This is a genomic window from Lysinibacillus sp. NPDC097162, assembly GCF_044762185.1.
In the GTDB taxonomy this organism is placed as follows: Bacteria; Bacillota; Bacilli; order Bacillales_A; family Planococcaceae; genus Lysinibacillus.
Genome location: NZ_JBIWDT010000001.1, coordinates 915,349 through 933,216 on the forward strand (window position 1 = coordinate 915,349; position 17,868 = coordinate 933,216).

The 17,868-nt window shown below is 32.8% G+C and carries 21 protein-coding genes, 1 pseudogene and 1 riboswitch; of the genes and pseudogenes, 18 read left to right on the forward strand and 4 right to left on the reverse strand.

Annotated features, from left to right (window positions below; all coding sequences use genetic code 11):
• Positions 1 to 249: 249 nt before the first annotated feature.
• Positions 250 to 2,055 carry an oligoendopeptidase F gene (pepF, locus tag ACIQXW_RS04440; RefSeq protein ID WP_402760099.1) on the reverse strand — a complete coding sequence of 602 codons (1,806 nt, stop codon included), beginning with the start codon at positions 2,053 to 2,055 and terminating at the stop codon, positions 250 to 252.
• Between the two features lie 261 nt (positions 2,056 to 2,316).
• Here pepF and ACIQXW_RS04445 point away from each other — a divergent pair, with 261 nt between their 5' ends.
• The 13 genes and pseudogenes from ACIQXW_RS04445 (at position 2,317) to ACIQXW_RS04505 (ending at position 10,833) form a co-directional block, all read left to right on the forward strand.
• Positions 2,317 to 2,757: a Dps family protein gene (locus ACIQXW_RS04445; RefSeq protein ID WP_340824923.1), complete on the forward strand. Its 441-nt coding sequence runs from the start codon at positions 2,317 to 2,319 to the stop codon at positions 2,755 to 2,757.
• Positions 2,758 to 2,863: 106 nt separating this feature from the next.
• The gene (locus ACIQXW_RS04450; RefSeq protein ID WP_340824922.1) at positions 2,864 to 3,391 is read left to right on the forward strand and encodes a general stress protein; all 528 of its coding nucleotides are present in this window, start codon (positions 2,864 to 2,866) and stop codon (positions 3,389 to 3,391) included.
• A 129-nt stretch (positions 3,392 to 3,520) separates the two neighbouring features.
• A complete protein-coding gene (locus tag ACIQXW_RS04455; protein ID WP_340824921.1) occupies positions 3,521 to 3,847 on the forward strand; it encodes a helix-turn-helix domain-containing protein in 327 nt (108 codons plus the stop codon).
• Positions 3,848 to 3,855: 8 nt separating this feature from the next.
• The gene (locus tag ACIQXW_RS04460; protein WP_340824919.1) at positions 3,856 to 4,206 is read left to right on the forward strand and encodes an IS3 family transposase; all 351 of its coding nucleotides are present in this window, start codon (positions 3,856 to 3,858) and stop codon (positions 4,204 to 4,206) included.
• A gap of 32 nt (positions 4,207 to 4,238) precedes the next feature.
• Positions 4,239 to 4,637 carry a S8 family peptidase gene (locus ACIQXW_RS04465; RefSeq protein ID WP_402762437.1) on the forward strand — a complete coding sequence of 133 codons (399 nt, stop codon included), beginning with the start codon at positions 4,239 to 4,241 and terminating at the stop codon, positions 4,635 to 4,637.
• Positions 4,634 to 5,506 (forward strand): SAR2788 family putative toxin, encoded by an 873-nt coding sequence (locus tag ACIQXW_RS04470; protein WP_402760102.1) that lies wholly within the window; start codon positions 4,634 to 4,636, stop codon positions 5,504 to 5,506. The genes ACIQXW_RS04465 and ACIQXW_RS04470 overlap by 4 nt, the downstream gene beginning before the upstream one ends.
• Positions 5,482 to 5,976 (forward strand): DUF7878 domain-containing protein, encoded by a 495-nt coding sequence (locus ACIQXW_RS04475; protein ID WP_172771045.1) that lies wholly within the window; start codon positions 5,482 to 5,484, stop codon positions 5,974 to 5,976. Before ACIQXW_RS04470 ends, ACIQXW_RS04475 begins: the two co-directional genes overlap by 25 nt.
• A 416-nt stretch (positions 5,977 to 6,392) precedes the next feature.
• A pseudogene (locus ACIQXW_RS04480) lies at positions 6,393 to 6,518 on the forward strand (ferritin-like domain-containing protein); the annotation flags it as partial.
• Positions 6,519 to 6,861: 343 nt separating this feature from the next.
• Entirely contained in the window at positions 6,862 to 7,050 is a 189-nt protein-coding gene (locus ACIQXW_RS04485; protein ID WP_402760105.1) for a hypothetical protein, read from the forward strand.
• Positions 7,051 to 7,134: 84 nt separating this feature from the next.
• Positions 7,135 to 8,427, forward strand: a complete 1,293-nt coding sequence (locus tag ACIQXW_RS04490) for a tRNA lysidine(34) synthetase (RefSeq protein ID WP_402760107.1) — start codon at positions 7,135 to 7,137, stop codon at positions 8,425 to 8,427.
• A 54-nt stretch (positions 8,428 to 8,481) separates the two neighbouring features.
• Complete coding sequence (locus ACIQXW_RS04495; RefSeq protein ID WP_402762439.1) at positions 8,482 to 9,642, forward strand: MFS transporter; 1,161 nt, start codon at positions 8,482 to 8,484, stop codon at positions 9,640 to 9,642.
• Between the two features lie 5 nt (positions 9,643 to 9,647).
• The gene (locus ACIQXW_RS04500) at positions 9,648 to 10,460 is read left to right on the forward strand and encodes a class I SAM-dependent methyltransferase (protein WP_402760108.1); all 813 of its coding nucleotides are present in this window, start codon (positions 9,648 to 9,650) and stop codon (positions 10,458 to 10,460) included.
• Positions 10,447 to 10,833, forward strand: a complete 387-nt coding sequence (locus ACIQXW_RS04505; RefSeq protein WP_402760109.1) for an iron-sulfur cluster assembly scaffold protein — start codon at positions 10,447 to 10,449, stop codon at positions 10,831 to 10,833. Before ACIQXW_RS04500 ends, ACIQXW_RS04505 begins: the two co-directional genes overlap by 14 nt.
• 389 nt (positions 10,834 to 11,222) lie before the next feature.
• Here ACIQXW_RS04505 and ACIQXW_RS04510 read toward each other — a convergent pair whose 3' ends face one another.
• On the reverse strand, positions 11,223 to 11,735 hold the full coding sequence (locus ACIQXW_RS04510) for a GNAT family N-acetyltransferase (protein ID WP_402760111.1): 513 nt from the start codon (positions 11,733 to 11,735) through the stop codon (positions 11,223 to 11,225).
• 208 nt (positions 11,736 to 11,943) lie between these two features.
• On the opposite strand from ACIQXW_RS04510, the gene ACIQXW_RS04515 reads away from it, so the two are divergent.
• Both ACIQXW_RS04515 and ACIQXW_RS04520 read left to right on the forward strand, forming a co-directional pair.
• Positions 11,944 to 12,393: a Dps family protein gene (locus ACIQXW_RS04515; RefSeq protein WP_340824915.1), complete on the forward strand. Its 450-nt coding sequence runs from the start codon at positions 11,944 to 11,946 to the stop codon at positions 12,391 to 12,393.
• Positions 12,394 to 12,591: 198 nt separating this feature from the next.
• A complete protein-coding gene (locus tag ACIQXW_RS04520; protein WP_340824913.1) occupies positions 12,592 to 13,098 on the forward strand; it encodes a general stress protein in 507 nt (168 codons plus the stop codon).
• A 142-nt stretch (positions 13,099 to 13,240) separates the two neighbouring features.
• Here ACIQXW_RS04520 and ACIQXW_RS04525 read toward each other — a convergent pair whose 3' ends face one another.
• Positions 13,241 to 14,140, reverse strand: coding sequence for a DMT family transporter (locus ACIQXW_RS04525; RefSeq protein WP_402760113.1), 900 nt, complete (start codon positions 14,138 to 14,140; stop codon positions 13,241 to 13,243).
• 134 nt (positions 14,141 to 14,274) lie between these two features.
• Between ACIQXW_RS04525 and ACIQXW_RS04530 the strand changes: the two genes are divergently transcribed.
• The 3 genes from ACIQXW_RS04530 to ACIQXW_RS04540 all read left to right on the forward strand — a co-directional run bounded on the left by ACIQXW_RS04530 (position 14,275) and on the right by ACIQXW_RS04540 (position 16,463).
• Positions 14,275 to 15,150, forward strand: coding sequence for a LysR family transcriptional regulator (locus ACIQXW_RS04530; RefSeq protein WP_340824911.1), 876 nt, complete (start codon positions 14,275 to 14,277; stop codon positions 15,148 to 15,150).
• A 97-nt stretch (positions 15,151 to 15,247) separates the two neighbouring features.
• A complete protein-coding gene (locus ACIQXW_RS04535; RefSeq protein WP_402760115.1) occupies positions 15,248 to 15,922 on the forward strand; it encodes a phosphopantothenoylcysteine decarboxylase domain-containing protein in 675 nt (224 codons plus the stop codon).
• Positions 15,923 to 16,136: 214 nt separating this feature from the next.
• Positions 16,137 to 16,234: riboswitch (SAM riboswitch) on the forward strand.
• Positions 16,235 to 16,307: 73 nt separating this feature from the next.
• Positions 16,308 to 16,463 (forward strand): YezD family protein, encoded by a 156-nt coding sequence (locus ACIQXW_RS04540; protein WP_080653350.1) that lies wholly within the window; start codon positions 16,308 to 16,310, stop codon positions 16,461 to 16,463.
• 212 nt (positions 16,464 to 16,675) lie between these two features.
• Here ACIQXW_RS04540 and ACIQXW_RS04545 read toward each other — a convergent pair whose 3' ends face one another.
• Positions 16,676 to 17,164 (reverse strand): flavin reductase family protein, encoded by a 489-nt coding sequence (locus ACIQXW_RS04545; protein ID WP_401018534.1) that lies wholly within the window; start codon positions 17,162 to 17,164, stop codon positions 16,676 to 16,678.
• Positions 17,165 to 17,868: the final 704 nt, after the last annotated feature.

Sequence of the window (17,868 nt, forward strand, 5' to 3'; positions counted from 1 at the left end):
AAACACTTCCTTTGAAAATTGTTAGTCGATTTTTGCTAAATAAATTGCGTACTCTTAATAATAACGGTACTTTTGTACGAAGAAAAATGATTATCTATTTTGAAATATCAAAAAAGTTAATGGGGCGAGCCCTGATTCTAGTATATGTATATGTTTTCTCGCTTAGAACTAAAAAAATGAAAACCATCTACGCCCTAGAAGAGTGCGTAGATGGTAACGTTAAAAAGTTAAGAAAAAGAATAGCTTCTATTAAGCTTCAATCTCTTCTGTTAGGCTTTCTAGTTCATCGATTAAATGACCAATGTAAGCAATCGTCTCACGAAGCGGTTGATCTGTCGTCACATCAACGCCTGCCATTTGGGCAAGCTTTACAGGTGATTTTGTGCCACCCGCTTGAAGGACAGTTAGCCATTCGTCTACTGCAGTACTACCTTCTTTTAAAATACGTTGCGATACTTGTGTAGAGATTGTTAAGCCAGCACTATATGTGTACGGGTATAAGCCCATATAGTAATGAGGCTGACGCATCCAAGTAAGCTCTGCACCTTCTGCAATGTTAACAGTATCTCCCCAGAATTCTTCTAAAACCGTACGTTTTAATTGGTTTAATACAGTTGCATTAACAGATTCACCTGCGTCTACTAATTCATATACTTTACGCTGATATGCTGCTTCTAATAAATGTGTAACGAAGTTATGATAATACGTTTTCGATACGATGTTTGAAATGACCCAACGTTTGAAACGTTTATCGTCATTATGTGTCAGTAAATAGTTTGCTAGAAGCATCTCATTCATTGTAGACGGAGCCTCAATAAAGTAGAGAGATGGGCGACTATTTAAATAAGATTGATGTCCATGTGCATTAACAAAATGGCCTGCGTGACCCAGCTCATGGATAAGCGTAAATACTTCATTCATGCGTTCATTCCATGACATTAAAATGTATGGATGACTGCCGTACGGACTTGAACAAAATGCACCAGTAGATTTACCCTTATTTGGTGCGTAATCAATCCAGCGCTCGTTGAACGCTCTTTCAATCATTTGCTCATAATCTTTACCCATAACAGCCAATGATTTTTCAACATAATCTTTTGCTTCTGCCATTGTTAACTTTGGATCATAGCTAGGATCAAGTGCTATTTTTAAATCAGCAAACGTCATTTCTTCTAATCCATGCGCTTTTTGCACAAGTTTTGCATAACGACGCATATGTGGGGCAAGCTCTTTCGTAATAAGGTCAATTTGACGATTATAAAGTGAACGATCTACATCTTGGTCAAACAATAAATAGTCAATGACAGAGTCGAAGCCCCGTAAATCAGCGATTGTTTTCTCTTGCTGAATATGTGTGTTATACACTTTTGCCGTTGTATGCTGATACTCACGAAGTTTGTTAGAAAATGCATTAAAAGCTGCATGGCGAATAGTTGTATCGGTTTCAAGCTCCCAATCATTTTCGAATAATACGTAGCTTAGCGGATGCTTCTTACCATTTGCCTCAAACTCGCCAAAATGCATATCTACGAGCTTTGTCGTGTTATAGATTTCATATGGCGCTTCAAACGTAGAGCTTAATGCAGCGAGCGTTTTTTCTACTTCTGGATGTAATTGATGAGGCTTTTGCTTTAATAGCTCTGTAATATAGCGCTTATAAAGCGGGCTTGATGCTGCAGCTTCCTCTAAAATGGCTTTATCCAACGCAAGCAATTCACTGTGTACAAATGCGATGGAACTGCTAATTTTACCAACTGCGGTACCAAATTTTGCTGCACGCATTTGTGCAACTTCGTCCGTACGATCAGCCTGGATATTTAAGCTTGCATACGTTCCGATTGGGACAATGCCTACTTGTAATGCTTCATAAGCTGTAAGTACATCAATTACTTTTTGAGCATCAGTAATTGTACCTTTGTATGTGCTTTCGAATTTTACTGCCTCCTTAACAAACTGAGCTAAAGCAGGTTCAAAATCAGCATCATTTTCAAGTAAATCTAGTAAATTCCAAGTTTCCTCAACTGCAACATCTTTTCGTAATGGTAATACTTCCATGTAAGAACACCCCTTTTAACGTAAGTGATACCATTATAACGAAACTATTTCGAAAAGTGAAATAATTATAGAAAGAAGTTTGCAATATTAATAGCTCTTTTTTGCGATTGAACGTTCAAAGAAGACTTCAACTATAAATAATAATTGTTAACTATGCAATTAGATGTTTGAAAATGTGTCAGTAGGGAAAATATGAGGTATAGCCAATACACAATATAACGCATACTAAAGGCTAGTATATGAATTATTGGAGGAGATATTATGACACAAAATTTAAACAAACAATTGAACAAGCTAGTAGCAACATGGTCTGTACTGTATACAAAATTGCATAACTACCATTGGTATGTAACGGGCAGTTCCTTTTTCACACTCCATGCAAAATTTGAAGAGTTATATAATGAAACAACATTAAATTTAGATGAAATTGCAGAGCGTATTCTTTCAAAAGAAGGAAAACCAGTTGCCACTTTAAAAGAACATCTTGAGCTTTCTTATATCGAAGAAGCAACTGGTAAAGAAACGACAGAAGAGATGGTCGCAACAACGATTTCAGATTTCCAAACGCTCATGAAGGCTTTAAATTCCGCAATGGAGTTGGCGGCTGAAGAGGGAGACGATCGTACAGAAGACTTACTAAATGCGATGTATCAGTCACTTGAGAAACATGCTTGGATGTTAAAGGCATATCTTAACGAGTAGTCATGAAGCGAGTACACTAAGCGATTAAAAAGAAATAGGTAAAGGCAATTCCTCTGATACGAACGTGTCTTGAGTGGGCCATAAAAATTAGGAGGACATAAACAGCATGATTGAACAAAATCCACATATTGAAGTGGCACACTCGAAAGAGGAAATGCTAGCAATATTAACAAATATGCATAGTCAAGGCTATCAAACAAATGATATTCACATTATTGCCAAAGACTCTACTCCATTTGAAGACATTAAATGGGAAACCGATGTGAAAACACATGAGGCAGGTAATTGGGTAGATCAATTTAAATCATGGTTTACAGGTGAATCGGCGATAAAGGAAGGCATCAAGCGTTTTCATTTAACTGATGGGCAAACAGCCTATTATGCACAGCTTGTTGAACATGGCTCCATTGTTATATTTGCTGAGAAGGCAGATACGGACGGTCCGTTAGAAATAGCGGTCGACCAAGAGGGAAACCCATATCGTCATGATCCTCTTGAGCCTCGAATGACAGCACCCGAACCATTTATTGATACGATAGATAACGTCGAGACACCTCAGCAGCGGGAAAATCGCTTAAAGGCTGAAGAAAGCATGGAAGAAATGGAACATTTGAATAGAGACAAAACAGAGTGAAAATACCCCCTTCAAAGTGATGAAGGGGGTATTTTTTATATTTTAAGCATTAATGAATATGTTGTTCTCGTTCATTCCATTAACAATGATAATAGAAAAAATGACGGATAAACTGGAAGGAAAGCACTTATGCCAAAGGGAAGAAAAACGACCTTAGATGAACGAATTCAAATTGTTTTATTTTGTTTAAAGAACGACAACAATTATCAACTAACAGCAAATACGTATCAAGTATCGTACCAACAAGTTTACCAGTGGGTAAAAAAATATGAGGCGGGTGACGAACAATCGCTGAAAGATAAACGTGGGCGAAATAAAGAAGAACATGAGCGAACAACAGAAGAGAAATTCAAGGTAGAAATTAAACAACTTGAACATGAAAATGAGCGACTACGTACAGAAAATGCATTGTTAAAAAAGCTAGAGGAGCTCGAGGGGAGGCGGATAATGTCATAGATAAATATATGGCAATACAAGCATTACATCTTCATAATAAGTTCTCTATTTCTCTCCTCTGCGAATTCGCGGGAATATCACGCTCATCGTACTACAAATGGACAACGCGTGTACCAACGATAAGACAACAGGAAAATGACGAGATTTTAAAAGAAATAAGTGAGCTACATGAAAAGGGACAAGTGAACTATGGCTATCGCAAAATGCAGCAGCATATGAACCAGAAATTTAATAAACAATTTAATCATAAACGGATTTTGCGATTAATGAAGCAAGTAAGCTTTCAATTAATAAGTAGTGAAAATCAAATGAAGGCTGCCATGAAAAGGTCTAAGGAAAATATATTAGATGATGAGTAGACACAGTGGGAAATTAAAGGTGAAAAGAGGCTATAAAAAGTGGGATTATAATTATTGCTGCAGCAGGGAATACTATGGGGATTTCAGTTGACTATCCGGCTAAATATGATGGGGTACTTTCTATAGCATCATTAGATGAAAACTTAAAGATTGATTCATATTCTGCTATTGATAAAGTGGATTATTCAGCTCCTGGTGTTGATATTTTATCAACAAATAAAGATGGGGATTATGAGTTGTTTTCAGGAACTTCTTTTGCGACTGCCTATGCAACTGGAATAATTGCTTCGATATTAAAACAAGAAAATATTGAAGAGAAAAAAGATTTGTTAGATGTTATAGGCAATTATATTGTGAATGTAGGAAATGACAAAGGATATGGAAAAGGGCTATTGACGCTTAATAAAAATATTTTGGAGGAAAGGAAATGAAAAAATGTTTAATCCAATTATTAGTTGTAGCTTTAGTATTTAATATAACATATTCAGCGATGGGTCTTGCGAGCAATTTTAGTGATGTTTCTATTGAAGCAAATGCGAGAAAAATTGATTTGGATATAGACTATAGTGTTAATGAAATATCTTCAGAAGATAGTAAGTCTGTTTATCGTATCAATGTCGAAGACGACTTGGGCATTAGCAATAAAAATTTTGAAATGCAAGTAGAAGAGTTTTCAATGAATGAAATTGGAATAAGTTCGCATTTGATTTCAGAATATTTTGATTTTTATTCATATATGCATATAAACATTGATTCTGGTGAGATGTTTGTTAATTTAAAAGAAAATGGAAAAGACAGAGAGTATGATTTAATCTTTGTGGAAATCGAAGGAGAAAATTTCAAAGCACTTCTTGTAGATAAAGATACTGAAGAGGTATTCTTAATGAATACAATTGATGCAAATGCATCAGCAATTCCAGTTTTAGCTATTGTTATTCAACAAGGTGCAAGAGGGGCCATTAAAAAGTATGGAGAAGCACTTATAAGTGCTTTTGGAAAATATGCTCTAAGTAATGCAATAAAAAAATTGCCCAATTTCATTGTTAAAAATAAACATTTGAGTAGTAGTACTAGCAATTGGGCAAAATTTAATACTAACAGTCAGACAACTGCCAAAGGTTGGATAAAAGAAGCATTACAGAAAGCCTCGGTTTCAGATTTTGAAATAAATTATAATGATAAATTATCATTTAAGTTTGACGTAAATCTTAATAAAAAAATAGGTACAAAAGGTGAAACAAAAATAAGAATAGTGATAGGATATGATGGTAATATATGGACGGCATTTCCAGTAAAATAAAATTTGAATATGAATTTTTAAGTGAATCAGATGCCATTTCTAATAAAGATAAGAGAAATGTTTCGTTAATCTTGGGAGTAGAGGCTATCTTTAAAATTAAAATTAATGAAGCGTTATATTTTGAAGAAGAACTAGCTTTTTTAGAATTTTATAAGTCTCTGTATGTGTGGAAAGAACGTATCAAAGAAATTGAAAGGTTGGATTTCCATTATTATTCAGTAGAGTATGATGATTATAAAGATGGAGCGATTATTTCTTTGATACCTTTTTCTAATAAAGCTAGGTTAAAATCCATTTGGGCAAAATCTAATGTTTATAATGTTTTTGACTTAGATTATATTGTTAATGAATTTTTAGTTTTAGAGAAAAAACTTAAAGAAGATATTGAAAGCTATTTTAATATTGAATTAGGCAAGTTTATTAAACATATTCCATATAGTAAGCAGTTATACAAATTTGATATTGAGTGATTTGTCAATTCGATAACTTAAAAACAGTAGCCACCGATCAAATAAAATTGATAGGTGGTTTACTAGTTTAAAAATATCTTTTATTTATTGAATATTAAAACTAAACTAAACTAAATCATTTTCAGAAAGTTAATCGATAAAAGTTGCTTCCGAATCACTCCATTTATAATAAACCAATTTTAAATTATGTCCAATCATTTCAAATTCTTCATCACTAAAATAGGACGCTATTTTAAAATAATACTATTTGGCGTTCTGTTTATTAAATTCACCAAACTAATAGTGTATTGAGTATTAGGAGTTTAACTAGAAAATTTTTTTATTTTTTATTCTATTTAATCTGTCCAAACTTGACAGGTTTTATTAAGTTGTTGCATACTAAAAACCTAAAAATACTATAATTTGGAAGGGTAATGATGCCACAAGATTTAAACAAGGAATTGAATAAACTAGTAGCAACTTGGTCAGTACTGTATACGAAACTACATAACTATCATTGGTATGTAACCGGTAATGCCTTTTTTACACTCCATACAAAATTTTTGATGAAAATAAGGAATTTTCTGATTTTTTATTGACTTGTAATATGGAAACTGTTATAATGCCAATAAATTATTTTAGGTACTATCAATAAATATAAGCAAATACATAATTTTTACATTTTTTAATCGCGACTCATTCAATCAATCCAATACATTTTAAGTAAAGAAGGTAAGGAATTAGTTGTAATTCGAATTGATTTTTTTGAACTTAAATTTCTGAATTTTACAAATTCATATAACTTTATTTATTTCCTAAATTTTAATATGTAGAGCATGATTTTGAATTTAATTTTCGCCTAATGATTGAACATTCGCGTATTGTTTATGAAAGGGGGTGATATGTATGGGTACAACAGCTGTTTTAAAAATAAATGAGTTCTCTAATTCAGAATCTGTAATTTCTCCTGTTCTATATGTTTCACCAAATACGAAAGCTTTAGCTTTGGTTGAAATAATGGAAATGTTTGAACTAAGAATGGTGCATGAAGAAACAAATTGTAATTCTTCTGAAAACCATGTAATGCATTTATAGTATTGCCAAAACTCACTATGTTATAAAAGTAGTTTAAGTTTTTTCAAACTTAGGCTACTTTTACAATTGAGGAGGTTTTAAGTTGTGAATAATTTTGGAACAACATCTTTTATTAGACGAATACCAATCGAAATTAAAGATAGATTAGACAGAAAATTCAAAATTAATGGCGTGATAAATGAACCTATTTCTTCATTTTTAAATAAAAATCACATTCCAATTGATGCTGTAATTGTAAAAAAGGATGGAAATATAATTGACGATTGGCTAGAAAAAATAGAAGAAAATAGTGAATATGTTGTGGAAATGGTAAGAGCTTATCATCTTCCGGATTTATTATCTTTACTAAGATTGTGGGATACAAAATTAGTTTCAGGAAAAATTAAAGTAACTGAACATGCTTACTACACAAAAAGACTATTCCTTCACAATGATTACGATGGTGATTATACGTCCACACAAACATCATTTAATAAAGGCGAGTTTGTTTCATATCTTGATAAAGTTTTCGTTGATGGAATAGTAATGAATCACATTATTGAAGATAATGACAGAATTGCACTAGCAATGTCTGGGGGTAGAGATAGTTTATCCTTAGGTTATTTTTTTAGTCGAAATAGAAATTATCTACCAGAGTATACAATGAGTTCATTCCATGTAACTACATTTTCGAAACCAAAAGAGTCGAGATTTGCTCAAGAAATTGCGGAAAAGTTCAATTTTCAACACAATATTATTACAAATAATCAAGTAAGAGAGCAATTTAGATTAAAGAAGGACCCTAACGATGTACTCGAACTTCTAAAATATGATTTCAATAAATCCTATTCAATTGCAGGTACACATATTATTATGAGATCGGCCGTTGAGAAAGGGGCTAGAGAACAGGGGTTTAGAAAACTTTCCTTTGGATTAATGAAGGAAGATTTAATGTCTACAATAATTAAGTGTATTTTTGTCGGGTTTCCGTTCAATGGCCCATTTAATCGGAGATTCGGAGACTTTGATGTTATTTATCCTCTATGGCCTATCTCAAAAAAGGAGTTAACGTTGTATTTGGAAGCAATAATGCCAAGTCATAATCGTCAAGAAAGTCCTTCAGAATTTGAACGTGGCTCATTATCAAGAGATATATATTATTTAATCGCAGACACAATCGAAACTATTCTACCAGGTGCAGGACTTCAATTGTTGAATTCTCAAAAAACAACATTAAAACATTTGGTACCAAATGAATATAAGCAGTGTGAAAATTGCACAGGAACCTATTCTACTTCATATCAACCGGAGTATACGATTATTGATCGAGAGTATAAAGATGTTGGATTATGTGATTTATGCAAAATTTTAGAAAAACTTAATTTAATTAAATCGTAAAAAACATGGTGGTGAAGTTTTATAGAAGGGAAAATATGCGGAAATAGAAACATAATATATTCACAAGTTACGGCATCAATCGGAGAAGTATTTTTAACAATTGCATTAGCATCTTTGACTCTTCAAATTACTGGTTCGCCTATACAAGCTGCCTGGTTGATTTCAATTAGTGCCTTAGCAACTTTTGTGATGGGATTAATGGCTAGTTGGTTTATAGATAAGTTTCCTAGGAAACATTTAATGTTAATTTGTGATATTCTTCGTGCCTTATTAATTATCCCACTGTTTTTTATTTCAGATGAAACTTTTTGGTTTGTATATATAATTGTATTTCTTATTGCTTGTTGCAACTCTGTTTTTCATCCTTCAAGAGAAGGGTATATTCAATCTCAATTTGAAAAGGACGATAGATTAGAAATAGTTTCAACTATTCAAAGCTATTTATCTTCAATCAGTTTAATTGGTCCAACGATAGCAGGAATATTAATTGTGTTTTTTTCACCAAGAACATCCTTTTTAATAAACATAACAGCTTTTATAATTTCGGCTCTTTTTATAATGAAGATATCCAAAGATACTCCAGTTAGCGATTCTAGTTTAGAAACATTTTGGAAGAAAATAAGTTCGGGGTGGGTTTATTTATTTAGAAATAAATCACTATTAAAATTGAATATAAGTAGAATCTTTTTAACTAGCGCTTTAGCTATTTATGTAATAGTTAATTATTTATATTTAGCTAGTATGGTAAATCAAACAATTTTCAATGTCACATTAACTTTTCCCATTTTGCTAGGTTTAGTGAATACGATTCAAGGAGCTGGTGCATTAGTTGGAGGCTTTGTAATCAAGAAGAATAAAAAAATAATCTCGAATAGTTTAGAAAAGTTATTTATTTATTCTGGTGTGATTTTTGCAACCGGTTTCATTTTATGGACTTTTGAAAATATAAACTCAATAATTTTAGGGAGCTTTTTAATAGGTATTGGATTGATTGTATGCAGAACAGGTATTTCTTTAATTGGTCAATCATTAACTGATTCAAGGTATATAGGTAGGGCAATTACAGCTGGAGATGCAATAGCGAGACTTAGCAATATTACAGTTACGAGTCTGACATCCATATTAATTATATATTTTAGTCCTAAATTATTATTAAGTTTAAGTGCTATACTAGCAATTGCGATTTCTATAAATTATCTTGAAAGGAAAGGTTGAGTAAAATGACAAATCAACCGATCGTATGTTCATTTCCTAAATTAAATGTAGACATGATAAAAGAAAATTGGTATGAAGATTATTTTAATGAAGATTATTGGAATCTCGTGTATTATTCTTGTTCATCAATAGAAATTACAGAAAATGAGCTGTCTTTCATTAAATCCATATTGGAAGAATCAAACGCATCTACTGTATTAGATTTATTTTGTGGAATTGGAAGACACGCAAATAGATTAAGTGAAGAAGGTTATATTGTTACCGGTTTGGATATAGATCCAAATTCGATAAAAATTGCAGAAAGTTCAAGTGAAAGTCATGTTGATTATATAGTTAGTGATGCAAGAGATTTTACGACAAATAATAAATATGATTGTTGTCTCTTAATGCAAACTTCTTTTGGCTATTTTTCAGATTTAGAAAATCAAAAATTAATCACTAAAATTTACTCGCTATTAAATGAAAATGGTATTCTTATTATCGATATACCCAATAGAGATAATATGTTGAAAAATTTTAGATATAGAGATTGGGTAACAATAGAGGATACAACTTATGTCATATCGCATCAATTCGATTATATCAATAGTAGAAGAAATACTTCCATGAAAGTTATTGATAAACAGGGACAAAGAGAGCAAACTCATAGCATAAGAATGTATTCGATTTCTGAAATGATTGCAATACTAGAAAATAGTAATTTTGTGGTACAAAAATTGTTTGGAGATTTTACTTTAAGCAATGTTCGTTTTAATAATGATTATAAAAGATTACAATTAGTTGCTCAAAAAGTAGGTGGAGTATTTGATTTTAAATGATAGATTTATTCAAAACTTAATTTTAGATCATGCTAGGAAACCACGAAATTATGGTAAGTTAGAAAATGCAGCTATATTTGAATCTAGTAATCCAGGTTGTAACGATGTAGTTTTAATTTATTATAAATATGTGAATCAAAAATTAGTTTTTTCGTTCGAAGCATTAGGATGTACATTATCACGTGCTTGTACTTCAATCTTATTGGAAAAAATCAATGGAAAAGGGTTAATAGAAATTAGCGAGTATAATAAAGGATATTTAGAAGAGATTATTGGTTCTAAAATTATTAATAGTCGACCAAAATGTTCAACGTTGGCATTAAATACTGTGACGAGTATAGTTAAAGAATTGACATATACTACAACTAAATGAGATTTTAGTAGAGGAAGCTATGGCCATCGCATAACACAGGTTATCTCAATTTAAGAAAGTCCCATTGCGAAACTATTAAATGATAAAAATTGAAGTATTTCCTTTAGTAGTTATGCAAAATAAAAACTTACTCCATTTAAAGCCTCGAAATGCTGGTAATCTAGCTTTTTGGGGTTTATTCTTTTTTAAAATATTCATGAAAGCTTGGTGATGAGGTATGGAATGTGTATAATTTTATTCGTTTTGACCTTGACATTTTAAGTAAATCAGATTCTATTTCTAATAAAGATCAAAGAAATGTTTCGATAATCTTGGGCGTCGAGGCTATCTTTAAAATTAAAATAAATGAGGCGTTATATTTTCGGATAACCCTACTCGTTAAAAATTACCTATACATCGCCCCATCGATAATAAACAAACTTCACATTTTGTCCATGCATTGTAAACTCCTCACTACTAGTGCCAGTGTAGGTAAAGCCATTTTTCTCTAATACTCTTTGTGAGGCTATATTGTTTGTTGTCGTTTTCGCTGCAATTTGCCGTATGCCTTGAGTGTTCACATTTGCTATTAACAACTTTAATGCAATATTTGCAATGCCTTTACCGATATGGTTTTCGCCAACTCTATAACCGATATGACCTAGCTGTTGATTTTTATCGATATCGGTTAAATTGATACGTCTAATGATATGTCCGAGTTCATTTTTAATTAAATAGAAATAGGATTGCTTTTGCGCTTGTTCGTCAAGTAGCATTATGTTTTTCTTTTTAAAAATAGTAAAATCATAATAATCCTCGCCACGACTAGGCACTATTTTTTCAAAATATGCTCGGTTTTCAAGCTCAAATGCATATAAATTTTCCATATCATGATAGGCTAATTCGTTTAATGTAATCTTCATAAATCATAAAGTCTCCTAAGTTGGATCGGTTTTATTCCATTGTACAATAAAGTGCGGTTAGTGGAATATATTTACTGTCATATATTCTAAAAAAAGAAAATTTACTTCATTTATTATTTTTATTTTATTTGATGTGTCTACTTGACAGGGTTCGTTATTTTATTGCATATTAAAACCTATAAAAATACAATAATTTGGAGGGGTAATTATGCCACAAGATTTAAACAAGGAATTGAATAAACTAGTCGCAACTTGGTCAGTACTGTATACGAAACTACATAACTATCATTGGTATGTAACCGGTAATGCCTTTTTTACACTCCATGCAAAATTTGAAGAATTATATAATGAAATTACAATAAACTTTGATGATACGGCAGAGCGTATACTGTCAAAAGGTGGAGAGCCGATTGCTACGTTAAAAGAATATCTCGAGCTATCACATGTTGAAGAAGCGACAGGTAAAGAAACTGCTGATGAAATGGTAGCAACGATTGTTTCAGACTTTGAAAAACAAATGCAAGCTATTCATCATGCTATGCAGCTAGCAGCAGAGGAAGGGGATGACCGTACTGAAGATTTATTAAATGGTATGTATTTATCCCTTGAAAAACATACTTGGATGTTGAAAGCCTTTCTTGATAAAAAATATGCATAATGAATATTGGCACTTGGAGTAAAGTTAATCGCTCCAAGTGCTTTTTTATACCGATTAATAAAATAAGACAAAAACGCAACAGAAAACAATATGATATGACAAATATTACAGTTATATAAAGGATGCATAAAAAGGGTTTTTTGTGAAAGGAGCAGGGTACATACATAGTAAGCCTTACAAAATTAGGAGGAATTGAACATGATGAATGAACAAAACCCAAAAATTGAAGTTGCACATACGAGAGAAGAGATGTTTCATATTTTAAAATGTATGCGCATGGAAGGTTATAACACAGATGAAATTCATATTATTTCTAGAGAAGCACACGAAATTGATGATGTAAAATCAAATGTTGATGTGAAAACACATGAGGCAGGTAACTGGTTTGACCAAATTAAATCATGGTTTACAGGTGAAACAGCTGTTACGGAAGGTTTAAAACGATTTGATCTGACAGAGGGGCAAACAGCTTATTACGCTCAGCTTGTTGAAGAAGGAGCCATCGTATTATATGCGGAGCATGATAATGTAAATCCTTCAACATCTACACTGATTGCAGATTCAAAACGCGCTCAACTTGACCCATTCGATACACATGTAACGCCACCTCAATCTATCGTTGATGAGACACCAGCACAACGCGAAGAGCGACTAAAAGCTGAAGAGCAAATGAATGAAGCTGAACAAATGAGAAGATATTTATAAAGGATTTAACTAGCTTGCAAACAAGTGAAAAGTGAAATGGTATGCACTCCATTTCACTTTTTGCTGTTTTTTTATTACAGTGTCCGTTGAAGCGTTAAATAAAAAAGACCCTGAGAAATTACATTTCAGGGTCTTCGTATAATTAATGCATCACTTTTTCTTGTTCATGTTTTCGCATAAATCGAAGAACATGAAGTTGCTCTAATTGAGCGACAAGATTACCAATTAAAATAAAGCTTCCACCGATAAGTAATTTTACCGTTAGTCCTTCGCCGATGAACATCATCGCAAACATCGCTGCGAAAATAGGTTCTAATGAGAAAATTAGTCCTGTATGTGTAGCAGAAGTGTACTGTTGTGCAACAGTTTGGCCAACGAAGCAAAATGCACTACAGATAATACCAAGCCCTAAAATCGCAATCCATGAAGTAGTTGAATTCGGAAGTGTTGGTGCTTCAAAAAGTAGTGTTAAAACAAGCGCATAAATTCCAGCAAAACCGAGCTGGTAAATACCATAAGAAATCGATTCTACGCTACGTGTAAAATGACCGTTTAACAGTAAATAAATCGAATAACATAATGCCGCGATTGCAACTAATATATCGCCCATTTGAAATGTAAAAGAATGTTGAATAGTTAATACTGTAATACCAATCATCGTGCAAATAATTGCAAAACTTACTGCTTTTGATGGCAACTTTTTCTCGATAAAGCTACTGAAAATGGGCACTAAGACTACTGTAAGGCTTAAAATAAATCCTGCATTTGAAACAGAAGTTGTCTCTAATCCAAATAAGCTAAGTGCAAAGACAATGAATAACAGAAAACCTTGAATAGCTGCGTATTTCAATGTTTTGAAATTGACCTTTATCATACGTTTATAAAAAATAATGCCTGCTGCCAAAAATGCGATGATACAGCGTAACGCTACCACATTAAATACAGCTAATGTTTCAAGTCCCATTACCATAAACGTATAAGACAATCCCCAAAACATTGTAACTATGACCATTAATAAATTTGCTTTCCCTTGATTACTCATTATGCACCTTCTATCTCTGTGTACTAAAACAGTTTCATACTAAAATTTACTATATATCTTGTATTGTGATTAGTAAAACGAATGTTTATAATGATTAGTATTAAAAAAATTCATGTATATATGAGGGAATGTGAATGAGTTTAGTCAAATATGAGATTTTAAATAAAGTTGCAGAAGTTTCAAGCTTTACGAAAGCGGCTGACGCTCTTGGATTAACCCAATCGGCAGTTAGTCATGCTGTTTCCAGCTTAGAGAAAGAATGTGGATTTGCCCTTATTCATCGAAGTCGAACAGGTGTGACATTAACGAGCGAGGGACAAACAATGCTTCGGGCTATGCGAAATGTTCTTGATGCGGACGAATTATTACAACAAGAAGCGGCCCATATTCTTGGTGTAACCAGAGGGAAATTGCGAATAGGTGTTATTTCTAGTATTTCTTCCAACTGGATGCCAGAAATTATCCGTATTATGGACAATCAGTTTCCAGGTATACAAGTAGAGTTACGTGAAGGGGACTATTATGAAATTGAACAGTGGCTACAAAGTGGGGAAGTTGATGCTGGTTTTCTTAATGGTCAAAAATCGGAGCAATTTCAATTTATCGAATTGGTCCAAGACCCTCTTTTATGTATAGTTTCTGATCAAAGCTCTCTCTATAATCGTTCAGAAATTGATATTACTGAACTAGAAGACATGCCTTTTATAATGACATCGTATCGAGGAACTAATGATGTAAAAGTAATTTTAGAGCAGTACCATGTTAAACCGAATATTCGATTTGAGCTATCGGAGGAGGTTGGGATTATTTCGATGATTTCACACCATTTAGGCATTACTATTTTACCTCGATTAGTGATTAACCGATTACCGTCCTCATTAAGGGCTATCCCACTAAAGCAAGGTGGTTATCGTACGATAGGTCTAGCCATGAAACATCAAGCCTCACCGGTAACGAAAAAGTTTGCGGAAATTTTAAGTGTGTGGCTAAAAGAACAAAATAAGAAATAGGTTATTTAAGCTTTTTACGTTAAAATAGAACATGTAGATTGCTTATTAATTTGTTATTTTTCAAAAATGATAGTTTGAAAAGAAAAGGTGAGTGTGAGTGGGGACATTACAAGGAAAAACCGTACTCATTACAAGTGGGGGAACACTTGAAAAATGGGATCGTGTGCGAGGGCATACGAATTTATCGAAGGGGTCAATGGGCTGTTATTTGGCTGAAGCAGCTCTAGCCGCAGGTGCAGACGTCATCTATATGCATGGCTATTTTGCACAATTACCGATTAATCAAGATAAAATGCGTACAGTACGCTTTGAAGGTATTGAAGATTTAAGTGACAAGGTTCGTCATGCCGTACAAAATGAACAAGTAGACATCGTTATTATGGCAGCTGCAGGCTCTGATTGGGTCATTGATAAAGTATACGATCAATCGGGGAATTTAATGGAAGGTGCAGGGAAGATGCCGTCTGACGAGCCCCCTGTTATTCACTTTAAAAAAGCACCAAAAGTGTTAGGGCAAATAAAGGGTTGGCAGCCAAATGTCACTTTAGTAGGATTTAAGCTAGAGGCAACGGACGATGAGGAGTTTTTACTGTCCCGTGCACGTCTTCGTATGGAAACAGCCAATGCACAGTTGATGGTTGCCAATAGTTCACAATCTTTATATGGCGGACAAGAGCCACATTGGATTGTACCTGCACAAGGACAACCTATCAAAGTCATTGGTAAACAAGAAACGGCAAAAGTGTTAATGGAATACTTACAAAACGAATAAAGAGCAGCTGTGTAGAATATATAATTCTGCACAGCTTTTTTATGTTTTGAACATTCATACTAATGTTTTCAAGATCTTAAGATTGGATTTTAAGAAAATTTAGAGCAATAAAAATGTACTTTTCTCTCTATTGCATAGTATTCAGCTAGGTTTTATAATATTTGTATTGACAATAGGTTTTCTGAATTATAGAATTATTTCCAAGAAACGTAAACTCTTATCGCGAGAGGTCTGGAGGAATGAGGCATAATGAAGTCTCGGCAACTGAGTTAATCGGTGCCAACTCCAGCAAAGTTATCTGAGAGATAAGGGGAGGCATCAAATCGTCTTGATGCGTGGATCTCTTTTATACACAAAAGTATGAAAAAAAGAAGGGGTGTATCGTATGTCTCAACTGTCTAAGATTGATGATAAGAAATTAGAAGTTATTGCGAAGGCTATTCAAAATTTAGAATTTGGTGAAGTGCAAATTACAATTCAAGATGGAGTTATTGTCCAAATTAATCGACTGGAAAAACAAAGATTTCCTCAAAAAAAGTAAAGCTTTAAAAGAAGCATAGAAATTAACTCGGGACCAAATTTTAAGCTTATTGTCGCCACATAGTGTCCTGAGTTAATGTGCAACATTCATGTACTTGATTCATGTTCCAATATTGTACGCATGTGCAGATTGTTCGTAATGCAAAATATTATTAACGTACAAACAAAAAAAGTAGGCATCTCAAAATAAAATTTGAAATACCTACTTTTTTATTATTCGTAAAAACTCGTTGGGATTTGACCAATATGCCTACGATGATAAAGCAATGGCTCCTTCTGCGCATTATCAATTTCTAAAATATGACCAATGAAAATCGTATGGTCTCCTGCATCGATTTTTTTATATGTTTCGCATTGCAGCGTAGCTAAAGTATCATGTAATATTGGCAAACCATGTAAAGAATTAGACCATTTTACTTGCGCAAATCGGTCAGGGATTTTGCTTGAAAATACCGTACATAATTGTGTTTGATCGTTCGCTAAAATATTTACCGCAAATTTGTCCGTATTACTAAAAAGTGGATGCAGCTGCGATTTTTTGTCCAATGACCATAGGATAAGGAGCGGATCTATGGAAACAGATGCAAAGGAATTGACCGTTAAGCCAATCGGTTCATTCACATCATTGTAAGCTGTGACAACTGTGACACCTGTTGGATAATTACCTAAAGCCTGTTTAAAAGCAGTTACTTTGTCCGTCATACAATCACCTCTTATTATTTTATGGAGAATACGGGTTGTTTGTTCTTGTAGCATTTTTTCTGGTGCTATTATGGATAGCCTACAAAATAATCCAGCAACTGTAAAGCGTATATTATTCAGTTGTTATAATATAAAAATTTCTAAAAAGAGAAAGAAATCTTAAATATGGGTATTTGATATAGTTTTTTAAAGAGATACATATTTTATTTATTGACTATATTAATGACATATGATAAAATTTCCGCAAGAATTTACAATTATAATTTTCTGAAAATTTTAATTGTATATACTTCATAAAAAATGCTTGATTTATTGATTCTTCGGCTATTGAATGAGTTAAGTATTTTCAAATCACTTATAGCCAAGCAATCATTGTTTCAAACCACTTCTATCAGCATCTACTAATATTCTTGAAGCAATAAAAGTATTTGCCGATAATAGTTCCTTTATAGAAGGGAATTTAATAGCATATGTATTTAAGGATTTCTTATTAACCCCTATCTTATTGTATTTATTTATATTTATAAATATTTTAGTTTTGAATATGCCTAAAGCCTTGGGTTGAAGGTTGCTAGTATTCCATCAAGATCGTTAAGAAATAAATGGTATACCAATTCTATGATATTGCCTAATTATAAAAAAAGGTAATTACATAATAGCTATTTGTATAATATTTTTATTAAATATTCATATCAACAAAGGAG